This is a genomic window from Flavobacterium potami, assembly GCF_020026915.1.
GTDB lineage: Bacteria > Bacteroidota > Bacteroidia > Flavobacteriales > Flavobacteriaceae > Flavobacterium > Flavobacterium potami.
This window is the reverse complement of the sequence record NZ_JAINUY010000005.1, coordinates 356,497-369,501: the sequence shown is the minus strand read 5'-3', so window position 1 is coordinate 369,501 and position 13,005 is coordinate 356,497. Positions and strand designations below refer to the sequence as shown.

The window sequence follows — 13,005 nt, the reverse complement described above, 5'->3', positions numbered from 1 at the left end:
ATTAAGTCTTAGTTTAAATGCCGTAATCGATAAAATTTGAAAAGGGATTTTTTGTGCAGTAAAAGCAATATTTCGACAAAGAAATTTTAAATTTCAATGCAAAAATGTATCGTCAATACAACGCATTAACTCCTGAAAATGAATGAGATTACAATGAAATGTTTAGGATTTAAAACTATCAAAAACGAATCAATACCCCAATTGTCAAGCAATCAGCGCACAAAAAATTAAAGTGTAAAAACAGGAGGGGCTCGAAGTGAGAATAAAGACCCTTTAAAAAATGCAAAATGCTGTTCGTTGTAAAAATTAAGATGTTTTACAACTGCACTATTTTTATAAAATTGAAAAGCAGTAAACTCTAATGTGCCAACTGCGCTAAACTTAAAATCGCAAATCGAACATTTATGAAACGAATGCAGTTTGGTTTTGAATTGTGGTTTTTCTGAAACCGAAAATTCTAGTTTTTCTTTCTGCGAATGCGTATCTAGAATATGCTCATACGAATGCACAACCGGAAAAAGTATTGCGAACAATACGATCAGTGGCATTAGTAGATTTATAATTCTAAGTTTCTTTTTCATTCGAGAATTAATGCAATAGTGTTGCAAATATAGAAATCTTATTTTTAAATGCAACGTTGTTGCGGTAATTGTTTGTAAAAAATCAGCGTATTTGCTATTTTAGCAAATCTTATATTCCTTAAAAATGAAAATTTTCTACTCCTTTCTTGCTTTCTTTTTGGTAATTACCATTGGACTTTCGCAATCAAAAACAAAACAAAATCTTGTTTTAGAAAATGGTGTTTCAGAGCAATTGTCTCAGTTTAGAAAGCATCAGATTGCTAATGTTCAATACGTCTTGAATTTTGATATTCCAAATCAGAAAATTGAAGATATTAATTCTCACTTAGTTTTAAATTTGGCTCTTTCTGATTTGAGTCAGCCGTTATATTTAGATTTTAAAGAGAAATCTCAAAACATAAAAGAAGTTTCGGCAAACGGAAAAAAGATTACTATTGTTCATGAAAAAGGACATATCATAATTCCTGTTGGAAGTTTGATTTCAGGAAAAAACACCATTTCCATTTCTTTCATTGCAGGAAATTTGTCTTTGAACAGAAACGACGATTTTTTATACACTTTGTTGGTTCCAGATCGTGCAAGTACTTTGTTTCCTTGTTTCGATCAACCCGATATAAAAGCGACTTACAAATTAAGCCTTTCAGTGCCAAAAGATTGGAAGGTTTTGGCTGGAGCCGATGTGAAAGAGAAAGTTGAAAAAGGGAATTTTACAGCGTACACTTTTGGAGAATCAGACAAAATGAGTACGTATTTGTTTTCGTTTGTAGCGGGAAAATTCAACAGCGTAAAACAAAAGCCGGGAAATATGGAGATGACGATGCTGTATCGTGAAAATAGTGCTGATAAAATAAAAGCAAGTGTCGATACGATTTTCAATTTGCATCAGCAATCTTTAGATTTTTTAGAAAAATATACCAATTATAAATTTCCTTTTCAGAAGTTGGATTTCGCTTCGATTCCCGTTTTTCAATATGGCGGAATGGAACATGTTGGCGCGATTCAATATAGAGAATCCACTTTGTTTTTGGACAACAGCGCAACGGATAGCGAAAAATTAAACCGAGCAAAATTAATTGCGCACGAAACTTCACACATGTGGTTTGGCGATTTGGTTACGATGAAATGGTTTGACGATGTTTGGATGAAAGAGGTTTTTGCCAATTTTATGGCAGACAAAATCATGAATCCGATTTTCCCGAAAGTCAATCATAATTTACAGTTTTTTACGGCACATTATCCTAGCGCTTACGCGGAAGATCGATCTTTAGGAACACATCCGATAAGACAGCATTTGGCAAATTTGAAAGATGCCGGTTCGCTTTATGGTGCTATGATTTACAACAAAGCACCCATTATGATGCGTCAGTTAGAAGCTTCAATGGGAAAAGAACCTTTCCAGAAAGGAATCCAAAAATACATTCAGAAATATGCTAATGATAATGCCGATTGGAATAATTTGGTAGAATTGCTAGATGCCGAAACTTCTTTAGATATGAAGAAATGGAGTGAGGTTTGGGTAAACAAATCGGGTAGAGCGATTTTTTCAGATGATATTGAATACGACGCTCAAAACAAAATCAAAAAGTTTGAGATTTTTCAAAAAGCGGAAGATAAATCAGATAATGTTTGGCCTCAGATTTTTCAAGTTGGTTTTATTTATACTAATGATATAAAAGTACTGACGGCAAATATTACAGATAAAAATTTAATTTTAAAAGAGGCTATCGGACTTGAAAAACCACTCGCTATTATTTACAATTATAATGGTTTTGGATATGGTGTTTTTCCGCTTGACGGGAATAATTTAAATACTATTGAAAGCTTGAAAGATGAGGTCGCAAGAGCTTCTGCATACAGTAACCTTTATGAAAACACTTTGATTGGAAATGTTGCTCCAAATCAAGCCTTTGATTGTTTTTTAAAGGGAATTCAATCAGAAGAAAACGAATTGGTTTTGCGAATTGTTTCTAATAATCTAAATACGATTTACTGGAGATTCTTCACTGAAAAACAGCAGAATAAAGTTCAAAAACAGCTTGTGGGTATTTTGTACGAGCGTTTGCAAGCTAATTTATCTTCTAATATTAAAAAGACTTTATTTGGTTTATTTAGTTCAGTGGCGTATTCAGATTCTGGAAAAGCGAGTTTGTATAAGGTTTGGAATAGAGAAATCTCGATTACAGGCTTGAAATTAAACGAAGACGATTACACCAATATGGCAATGAATCTGGCGATTTTCAAACACCCGAAAGCCGATGATATTTTGGAGAAAACAAGAACTTCCATATCAAATCCAGACAAACAAAAACGATTTGAGTTTTTGCTTCCGTCCTTATCAAAAGAGGAATCAGTTCGAAATGCTTTTATAGAGTCTTTGAAAGATGATTCGAATCGCGAGAAAGAATCTTGGGTTTCGGTTGGATTAGCCAATGTAAATCATCCGCTTCGTCAGGAAAATGCGCAAAAATACATTAGATTTTCACTAGATTTGGTAGACGAGATCCAGCGCACGGGAGATATTTTCTTTCCGAAAGATTGGTTGGACAATACGGTTGGAAAGTATTCGTCGAAATATGCTTTTGATGAATTACAGCGATTCTTAAAAGAAAACCCTAATTTTAGTCCGATCTTGAAGCGCAAGTTATTCATGGCGACAGATTTGCTTTATAAAGCACAAAATATTAAAAAAGAAACCGAATGAAAATTGAATCGGAAATAGAGAAAGTCTCGAGTTTTCAGCATCTTGAAATGCTGGCGAATCAGGTTGTGGAAGGTTTTATATCTGGAATGCACAAGAGTCCGTTTCATGGATTTTCAGCCGAATTTGCAGAGCATAAAGTCTATAACGCAGGCGAAAGCACGAAACATATCGATTGGAAATTATTCGCCAAAACCGATCGTTTGTACACGAAACGTTTTGAAGAAGAAACCAATTTACGCTGTCATTTAATTGTAGATAATTCGTCGTCGATGCATTATCCTGAACTGAAATCGAATCAGCCTTTTTATGAAAAGAAGATTGGTTTTGCGGTTTTGGCTTCGGCAGTTTTAATGAATATTCTAAAGAAACAGCGTGATGCCGTTGGTTTAAGCGTTTTCTCTGATAGTTACGAATATTACGCTCCAGAAAAAGGAAGTGATCGCCATCACAGAATGCTTTTGAATAAACTGGAACAATTATTAGAACAACCAAAAGTCAAAAAAACAACGGATACAATTACCTATCTGCATCAAATTGCAGAGAAAATGCACCGCCGTTCGATGATTATTTTGTTTACCGATATGTTTCAAACGCAAGATGACGAGAAATTATTCAACGCTTTGCAACATTTAAAACACAATAAACATAAAGTAGTTTTGTTTCATGTGGTTGACAATCAAACCGAAATGAAGTTTGATTTTGATAATGCACCACGAAAATTCATCGACTTAGAATCAGGAGAAGAGGTTTCCATTTTTGCGGACAATGTAAAAGCAGAATACGAAAAAAGGGTAGAAGCGTATTTTAAAAACCTGGCTTTAACCTGTGCAAAGAACCAAATTAAGTACGTTCCGGTAAATGTTGGCGATAATTTTGAAAAAATATTAACCACATATTTGGTTGAAAAACAAAACTTTGGATAATGTTTTAAATAAATTTTTAATTTTTTTTATAAAAAGGCTTGCAGATATGAAATTCTGTTATATCTTTGCAACCGCAATAACGCAGAGGTTTGGTAGTTCAGTTGGTTAGAATACATGCCTGTCACGCATGGGGTCGCGGGTTCGAGTCCCGTCCAGACCGCAATATTGGGAGAAGCCTTTCCTTTATGGAAAGGCTTTTTTGCCCAAAAACGGTATCTAAGATTAGTTGTGTTGTTTTGCTACGACTTTGTAACTCGTAGCTGGTTTAGTAGTTAGACCAATGAAAAGCTTTCCACTTTTGTGGATGGCTTTTTTGATTTAAGACTATTTGGTTTTCTAAAATTATTTAACCGCAAAGAACGCTAAGATTTACGCAAAGTCCGCAAAGTTTTTTTAAAGCTTTGCGGATTTTTTTTTAATGAATTCCAAATTACATACAGTTTGTCATTTCGACTGAAAGGAGAAATCACACATGTAGTTCCGTAAAGATTTTACCGCAAAGAGCGCAAAGAATACGCAAAGTTCACTAAGATATTTTGAAGAATGCAAAGTCCGCAAAGCTATATTTTAAAAAACTTTGCGGACTTTGCGCTTTTAACTTTGCGCTCTTAGCGGTTAAATAAAGGAAATTTCCTTCTTTTTAATTGAATCTTTAATTTTTAAAATATTGGAATTTAATCAATTAAAAAAATCTCAAAATTTTATTTATAAAAACGCTTGCAGAAACGAAATTCTGTTGTATTTTTGCACCCACAATAACGCAGGGTTTGGTAGTTCAGTTGGTTAGAATACATGCCTGTCACGCATGGGGTCGCGGGTTCGAGTCCCGTCCAGACCGCCTAAGTTTGTAAAAAGCTTCTCTTAATGAGAAGCTTTTTTTTTGTATAAACTTTGTGGTAGTAGTTTAACCGCAAAGTGCGCTAAGATTTACGCAAAGTTCGCAAAGATTTTTTTTTAAGATTTACAAAAGTTCGCAAAGGTTTATTAGTATAGCTTTGCGAACTTTGTGTTTGTAAGCGCAATACTAGGAAAAAAACCTTGCGTGCTTTGCGGTTAAATTTCTCCTATCTTTATATTATGGAACAAGGAACATTCAAAGTAGACAAATATTATCTCACTAAAGTAGATGCCGATAAAAAAAGCATTTACTGTCATCATGATATAATGGGAGAATTGCTTGTTCCAACACACAAACACAACAAAGCGCAAATGCTCTACGCAGAAGGCGATGTAGTTTTTGTGACTACTGAAACGAAATCATACTTTTTGCCTGCAAGACATTTTATCTGGATTCCTGCCGGATTGGAGCACAGCATCGAACCGAAATCGGAACATGTGATGATGCGAAATCTCTATTTTCCAGTAGAAAAGGATGAAGAGGAGTTCTACAAAAGCGAAGGCATTTATCCGGTGAACAATTTACTGCTTCAAATGATGATGTTTACCAATCAGTGGAATGGTGATTTGAAAAAAGGAAGTCCAAATTTTGTTATTGCAAAAGCCATTAAAGCGATTCTTCCTCAAATATGCACCAATAATTTGCCTTTAGAATTACCTCAGCCCAAAGATAAACGACTAGGAAAAATCCTAAGACATATTGAAAATAATCTTGGAGAAACCATTCTGTTTGCAGATGTTGCGCATGAATTTGGCTTTAGCGAACGCTCTTTGTATCGCTTATTTCAAAAAGATCTTAAAATGTCTTTCATTCAATATTATACCATTAGAAGAATCCTCAAAGCGATCGAACTTTTGCTTGAAAGAAAGCTTTCTGTTAAAGAGGTAGCTCTAGAAGTTGGTTACAATAGTGTTCCTACTTTCAGCAATACTTTTTTCAAGATTTTGGGCCAAAGACCTTCTGATTACTTAAACGGAGAGGAAATTTTGGAGCGCGGTAAATAGAGTTTTATTTCACGCAGATTTAAAGTGATTTAAGCTGATTTGGCAGATTTTCTTTTATTCTATGCTAAAAAATAGCTCTCGCAGATTCCGCAGATTTTGGGGATTTTTGAAATTTGCTGAATGATTGTTTCACGCAGATTTGTTTAGATTTAAGCTGATTTGGCAGATTTTTTTTAAATTTTATCTGCTCAATCTGCGGAATCTGCGAGAGTAAAATAAATAAATCTGCGCTCATCTGCTAAAATCTGTCTAAATCTGCGTGAAACTTCAAAAAACATATCATACAGATCTGTTTTTAATTTAAGCTGATTAAGTAGATTTTTTTAAAAAAATTATCTGCTTAATCTGCCAAATCTGCGAGAGAAAAAAAATCTGCGCCCATCTGCTAAAATCTAAATAAATCTGCGTGAAATAATTACAATTTACAACTGTTTGTTTTTTAATGCTTTAATACAACGTTTTCGAAAAATGCAATTTTAACATTTGTCTGAAATGAATATGTTATTGACTTTTTAGAATCATCCGCCAAGGAAAAAATGAAGGAACTTTGCAGCATAAATTTTTAAATATTCATGTTCCTTACAAAAACAAACTCTAAAGAAGATTGTTTTCCCAGAAGCTTATTGGTTTTACTAATGGTGTTAGTATTCAATAGTTTACAAGCTCAGGAAGTTCATACGGTTTCTTTACAAGAAGCAATGAAACTGGCGAAGGGAAACAACAAAAAAGTCCTTAAATCTCAACTGGAGATTACGCTCGCTGAGCAAAACATCAAAGAAAGAAAAGAACTTAGATTACCAGATGTACAACTTAATGGAATGTACTCTAGAATTACCAACATTACAGAATTTAAAGGAGATGGTTTTCTTAACGGAAAAGAAGTTACGAAAGCAATTCCTGAAATCTACGAGGTAAATTCAACTTTTAAAATGCCAATTTACGTTGGAAACAAGATTAACAACGCGATTAAAATTGCGAATCAGGAAAACGAAATTGCAAAAATAAAATCGGAAAAAACAGAAAATGATATTGAGCTGCAAGTTGTGGCCAATTATCTGGCGATTTACAAAATGATGGAGCTTCAAAAGATATTTGAAGAAAACATCAAAGAAGAGCAGAACCGATTAAAAGAAGTGCAATCGCTTCAAAAACACGGAACGATAACCAAAAACGAGGTCATTCGTGCCGAATTACAACTCTCAGATCGTGAATTGAATGCGTTAACAAACTCCAAAAACATTAAAATCGCACTTCACGATCTGAAGACGTTGATTCAGATTCCGGAAAGCGAAGAAATTGCAATCGACACGACTACAAGTTTGGACGAAATGAACGGCGTAGATCCGTATGATTTTTATCTGAGTAAAGCCATGCAGAATGAAGAAATGCGAATGGCAAGTCAGGAATTAGATATCAGTAAAACCGAATTGAAATTGGTAAAAGGAAATTATCTGCCAACTGTAGATTTCTTTGGGAATTATGGTTTTTATTATCCAAACTACAAATTCTTTCCGCCAAATCCGTATTTGTACACTTTAGGTCAGGTGGGTATCGAGGCGCGTTTTGATCTTTCGGCTTTGTATAAAAACAAAACGAAAGTGGCAAAAGCAAATACTAAAATCGATGCACAGAAGATGCAGACTGAAATTTTGAAAGATGAAATTCAAGATCAGTTGTACAAAGAGCATACACAGTATCAGGAAATCCTTGAGAAGTTTGTTGTGGTTGATAAAGCTTTGGATTTAGCCGAAGAAAACTATCGAATCGTAAAACTGAAATACTTAAACCAATTGGTTTTAATCACAGAAATGGTCGACGCTGATAATGCTTTGCTTCAGGCGAAATACAACAAAATTGCTACGCATTTGGATGCTGTTTTAAAACATTACGAAATGATGCACACGGCGGGGATTATGCCTGAAAGTTAGATGATGTTGAAAGAGTAGGCTAAAGCCTTAGAGGAAAGAAGCAAGAAGCAAGATTTGGAATAAGAAAATAGAAAATAGAGAATAGAAAAAAGATATATAGTTTATGGTTAAGATAAAAAATGAAACTAAAAGAAATAAGACGTTTCATATACTAATAACAATTATTGCGTGTACGCTGGTTGTAAGCGGGGTTATTTTGGGAATTTGGTTTTATGTGTTCAACCGAAATCACGAAGAAACCAATGACGCTCAGGTAGAACAATACGTTACGCCAATTATGTCGAGAATTACGGGTTATGTGCAGGAAGTTCGTTTTGACGAAAACCAATTTGTGCACAAAGGCGATACTTTGGTCGTGATTGATAACAGAGAATATAAATCGAAATTGAATGTGGCTTTGGCCGATGTTCAAAACGCAGAGCAAAACAATGTTGTGGCGCAGAAAAATGCAATTAATACAGCAAGTGCAACGGCAATTAACGAGGCGCAATTGGAAGCGGCTAAAGCGAATCTTTGGAAAACCAAATTAGAATACGAAAGATATAAAGCTTTAGTAAGCGAAGAAGCTGCAACTTCTCAGCAATTAGAAAAAGTTAAGGCAGATTATGAATCGGCTCAGGCACATTTTTCAGAAATGAAAAACAGAATTCATTCGGCTTCTTTAAGTACTTCTGTTGCTGAAGCGAATGTTCCGACAACACAAACCAATATTGCTTCGAAACAAGCTGTTGCAGATAATGCAGCATTGTTTCTTTCGTACACGGTAATCACAGCGCCTTATGACGGCTGGGTTGGAAAAAGAACTTTACAGCCAGGACAAATGGTGAAAGAAGGTCAGTCTTTGCTTTCTATCGTAAGTAAAGAAAAATGGATTACAGCCAACTTTAAAGAAACGCAATTGCAATATTTAACCGTTGGACAGGAAGTTGAAATAAAAGCTGATGCTATAAATGATAAAACTTTTGTGGGAACAATAGCTTCGTTATCGCCTGCGAGCGGTGCGAGATTTTCGCTGCTTCCTCCAGATAATGCAACAGGAAACTTCGTGAAAATTGAACAAAGAATTCCAGTTAGAATTCAGTTAAAAGAACAAGACAAACAAACCGATTTTTTAAGAGCAGGAATGAACATTACGGTTGTTGCTGCGCACAAATAAAATGGAAGATAAAAGTATATTTAAATCATGGGTTCCAAAATGGGCGATCATTATTATTTTGTTCGTTTGTTTGCTGCATTCCATGATTTTATTGGGAGTTTACACGTCAAACGTAACGTATGCGGCGAGTTTTCTGGACATTGAGCCCGAAGATTTGCAGTATGCAATGTGCGTAACGTACGGAACTCTGCTGGCAACCATTTTGATCGAAGGTCGATTTTCGAGTTTTTTCCCTGCAAAAAATTATTTGATGGCAGTTTATTCCCTTATCGGAATAACGATTGTTACATCGGCTTATATAACCAATTTTTCGGTTTTTTTATTAATGAGAGTTGCCGAAGGAATTCTGATGGCGCTTCCTGTAATCACGATCAGGCAATTGCTTATTGAGCAATTCAATACAAAAAATGCCATAATTATCGGGTTTTCATTTTACTACGGTTCGCTGTTGTTGTCTACACCGTTTATTATGAATATCGCCGTGTGGTTTCTCGATCATTACGACTGGAAATACATGTTGTATGTTTCGGGCGGACTGCAGGTTTTAAACGTCTTTTTAATCTTAGTTACTTTCAGAGGGCACCGAATTACAAAGAAGATTCCGTTGTATCAAATCGACTGGATGAGTTATTTTTTGGTTTTAATTTCGATTCTTTGCGGTGCCTACTTTTTTGTGTATGCTGAGAAAAAATATTGGTTTCAGTCTTCAGAAATGGTTTTAATGCTGATGATTTCGCTCATCACAGGCGGACTGTTCATCTTTAAAGAACGTTTGGTAAAAAGACCAAGCTTTGATTTTGAAGTCATAAAATACGCCAATCTGCGAATCGGATTTTTATTGTTTTTCCTTTTCTATATCAGCAGAGCAACGTTGAGTCTTTGTCATTCGGCGATGTTTTCCATTTGGAATTGGGATCCTTCACGCGTTGCGGGCGTACAATACATAAACGGATTAGGAAACGTAATCGGACTTATTTTAGCCGCTTTTTTTCTGATGAAATCTGTTTCGACTAAAATCATTTTCATGATAGGATTTACGCTCATTGCCATTTTCCATTTCTGGTTTACGTTTCTTTTTGTGCCAGATATTGCATTGAGCGATATTATTGTTCCCTATATTTTGCAAGGAATCGGTGTGGGGTTTTTATTTGTTCCGCTCATCTTGTTTACCACATCATCGGTTCCGGCAAATATGGCGGTTTCTTCTGGAATTGTTGGGGTTTCTGGACGTTTCTGGGGAAGCACAATTGGTTTTTGTATCATGCAGAACGCCATGGTTTTCTTAAACAAAAAACACTTCTTGAAACTAAGTCAATTCGTAACTGGCGAAAATCCAGAAGCACAAAATACAATTGCTTCAACAACACAAAGTTTTATTGCTAAAGGATATTCTGCAGATAATGCGAATGTTCTAGCAATGAAAAAGCTTTTCGGTACAATTTCTAAACAATCAACTTTATTGGCCGATATGGAAATTTATACGATTGTAGGTTACGGTTTGGTAGTTTTGATTATTCTAATTGCATGCAATCAGCATTTGAGACAAACGATGACTTTGGTCAAAAGTAAAATTTGGATTGGATAATTTTGTTTCAAGTTTAATGTTTCAAGTTTTTGCTAATCTTTGTCTTTTAGTCTCGCAAAGTCGCAGAGGCGCAAAGTTTTTTATCGCATGTTTGTCATTTCGACGAAGGAGAAATCACACGCGGGATTCGACGCAGATTGGCGATTCTCTTTGCGGAATTTCTAATGTGATTTCTCCTTCGTCGAAATGACAAACTGTGCGGTTAGTATAGTCTTAAAATAAAAGCTTAGCGACTTTGCGAGACTAAAAAACTCAGCGTATCTCCGCGAAAAACCTTTGCGAATCTCTGCGTAATAACCGCTTTATTGCCTTATCTTGCACCCGTTTAAAAAACAAAATAAAATTATGAGCCAGCAATGTGTAATTTTTGATATGGACGGCGTGATTTGCCACACCAATCCGCATCATGTAGTCGCTTTTGAAAAGTTTTTCAATAAATATAAAATTCCGTACACCAATGAAGAATTTGAAGAACATATGTACGGAAAACACAATAGTTATATCATGACGCATTTCTTCAAGCGTCCGATTCAAGGAGAAGAATTGACGAAACTCGAAGATGAAAAAGAAGGAATGTTCCGTGAGATTTACAAAGACAAAGTCGAAACGATTCCGCATTATATGCAATTTTTAGAAGAACTAAAATCCCGCGGATTTAAAACAGCTGTTGCAACATCGGCGCCGCGTGCCAATTTAGATTTGATTGCTAATTTCCTGAAACTCGATCAAAAAATGGATTCGATGATGTCAAGCGAAGACGTTACGTTTCATAAACCAAATCCTGAAGTATATTTAAAATCGGCAGAAAGAGTTGGAGTTTCTCCGTCTGACTGTGTAGTTTTCGAAGATTCTTTTTCGGGCGTTACAGCAGGATTAAATGCCGGAATGAAAGTCGTTGGTGTTTTGAGTACGCATACAAAAGAAGAATTGCCACCGTGTGATTTTTATATCAATGATTATAGCGAAGTGAATGTGGATAAAATAATTTTATTATTAAATTCCAATAAATAAAATCCAAATTCCAATTGATACGAGACCTTTGTCAAAGTTTTAAACTTTGACAAAGGTTTTTTTATGCGCAAAAGTTTGTCATTCTGAGGAAACGAAGAATCACACTAGAAATTCCGCAAAGTGAATTTCCAATCTGTATCGAATCCCGCGTGTGATTCCTCGTTCCTCGGAATGACAGACTAGATGTTTAAAATTGAAAACTAATACTTCTCCTCTAAAAAAGCCATCCAACCTTTCTCAAATTCTTCATTCGATACGTTCAATGTTTTTTCGATGTTGCCAAAAGAAGCGATTAATCTGGGTAGAATATCTTTTCCCCATTTTTGCGTCATGTATTCTATAATCGTGTAGCCAATATTATAGATTTGATTGCTTTTGTTGAGTTCTTCTAAAGTCAGATTTTTGCTTTTGGCATATTTTACGCTCAACGTATTAACTTCTTTCGCTTCAAAAATACTGATCGATTCCCATAGCCAGCGTTGATATTCTGCTTTAAACTTTTTGTCGAATTCCTTATCAAAAGTGCGTCTGTCTTGGGTAATAATAGTTTCTTTGGCTTTGTCGATTAATATATTGAGCTGAATACAATGCGTAAATTCGTGTAAAGCCGTTTTTAGCGGATCGTCTGGAAAAAGCGAATTAAACCAATTGGTATAGATAAAATGAAATTCGTTTGGGCCACGGCTCGTTCCTTTTGTCTTTTCTTCTAAACCAGTAGCTTCATTAAATTTGTATCGCGAACCGTAAACAAAAACCTTTATCACATCGTGTTTTCCATCTTTTAGATTTTCTCTAATTGCAGCATAATTGTCTTCCAGATGTTTGCTGACTTTTTCAGCCTCGCTTTTATAAATTCCGCTATAAGAAACAACAAAATGTTCCGATTGTATCGTTCGGGTTTCCTGTTTAACGGTAAAGCTTCGAACCGCTCTTGCGAAATAAAAAATGGCAATGATTCCTATAAGAAGGACTAATAATCTATATTTTTTCATGTTTTCTAAATGATTTTAGAGTGTTAAAAATGAATAAAATAGGGAGATTAGGGTTTTTGGTATTTTAAAAATAAGAATATTTTGAGATTAAACCACAAAAGAATTAAAGAAATTTCTGAATTATTTCTAATCCTAGTTTTAGACTTAAAGTTTGTCATTTCGACGGAAGGAGAAATCTCACTAGAAACTACGCAACGCTAAGTTTCCAATTTGTGTCGAATCCCGC

At 35.1% G+C, this 13,005-nt stretch carries 9 protein-coding genes and 2 tRNA genes; 9 read left to right on the top strand and 2 right to left on the bottom strand.

The genetic code is table 11. The features are described from left to right. Positions 1-227: 227 nt before the first annotated feature. Positions 228-581, bottom strand: a complete 354-nt coding sequence (locus tag K6T82_RS16480) for a hypothetical protein (protein ID WP_223707764.1) — start codon at positions 579-581, stop codon at positions 228-230. 124 nt (positions 582-705) lie between these two features. On the opposite strand from K6T82_RS16480, the gene K6T82_RS16475 reads away from it, so the two are divergent. From K6T82_RS16475 to K6T82_RS16435, 9 genes are all read left to right on the top strand, one after another. Next, positions 706-3,282, top strand: a complete 2,577-nt coding sequence (locus K6T82_RS16475) for a M1 family metallopeptidase (RefSeq protein ID WP_223707762.1) — start codon at positions 706-708, stop codon at positions 3,280-3,282. Beyond that, positions 3,279-4,205, top strand: coding sequence for a DUF58 domain-containing protein (locus K6T82_RS16470; RefSeq protein ID WP_223707760.1), 927 nt, complete (start codon positions 3,279-3,281; stop codon positions 4,203-4,205). The genes K6T82_RS16475 and K6T82_RS16470 overlap by 4 nt, the downstream gene beginning before the upstream one ends. A gap of 86 nt (positions 4,206-4,291) precedes the next feature. After that, positions 4,292-4,365 (top strand) — tRNA-Asp (locus tag K6T82_RS16465). 604 nt (positions 4,366-4,969) lie between these two features. Then, a tRNA-Asp gene (locus K6T82_RS16460) sits at positions 4,970-5,043 on the top strand. 239 nt (positions 5,044-5,282) lie between these two features. Next, positions 5,283-6,107 carry a helix-turn-helix transcriptional regulator gene (locus tag K6T82_RS16455; protein ID WP_223707758.1) on the top strand — a complete coding sequence of 275 codons (825 nt, stop codon included), beginning with the start codon at positions 5,283-5,285 and terminating at the stop codon, positions 6,105-6,107. A 572-nt stretch (positions 6,108-6,679) separates the two neighbouring features. After that, entirely contained in the window at positions 6,680-8,035 is a 1,356-nt protein-coding gene (locus K6T82_RS16450) for a TolC family protein (RefSeq protein ID WP_223707750.1), read from the top strand. Between the two features lie 103 nt (positions 8,036-8,138). After that, positions 8,139-9,191, top strand: coding sequence for an HlyD family secretion protein (locus tag K6T82_RS16445; RefSeq protein ID WP_223707748.1), 1,053 nt, complete (start codon positions 8,139-8,141; stop codon positions 9,189-9,191). 1 nt (position 9,192) lies between these two features. Then, the gene (locus K6T82_RS16440) at positions 9,193-10,776 is read left to right on the top strand and encodes an MFS transporter (RefSeq protein WP_223707746.1); all 1,584 of its coding nucleotides are present in this window, start codon (positions 9,193-9,195) and stop codon (positions 10,774-10,776) included. A gap of 345 nt (positions 10,777-11,121) precedes the next feature. Continuing rightward, a complete protein-coding gene (locus K6T82_RS16435; protein ID WP_223707744.1) occupies positions 11,122-11,787 on the top strand; it encodes an HAD family hydrolase in 666 nt (221 codons plus the stop codon). Positions 11,788-11,987: 200 nt separating this feature from the next. On the opposite strand, the gene K6T82_RS16430 is transcribed toward K6T82_RS16435, so the two are convergent. Then, positions 11,988-12,779, bottom strand: a complete 792-nt coding sequence (locus K6T82_RS16430) for a DUF6055 domain-containing protein (protein ID WP_223707735.1) — start codon at positions 12,777-12,779, stop codon at positions 11,988-11,990. Positions 12,780-13,005 lie beyond the last annotated feature (226 nt).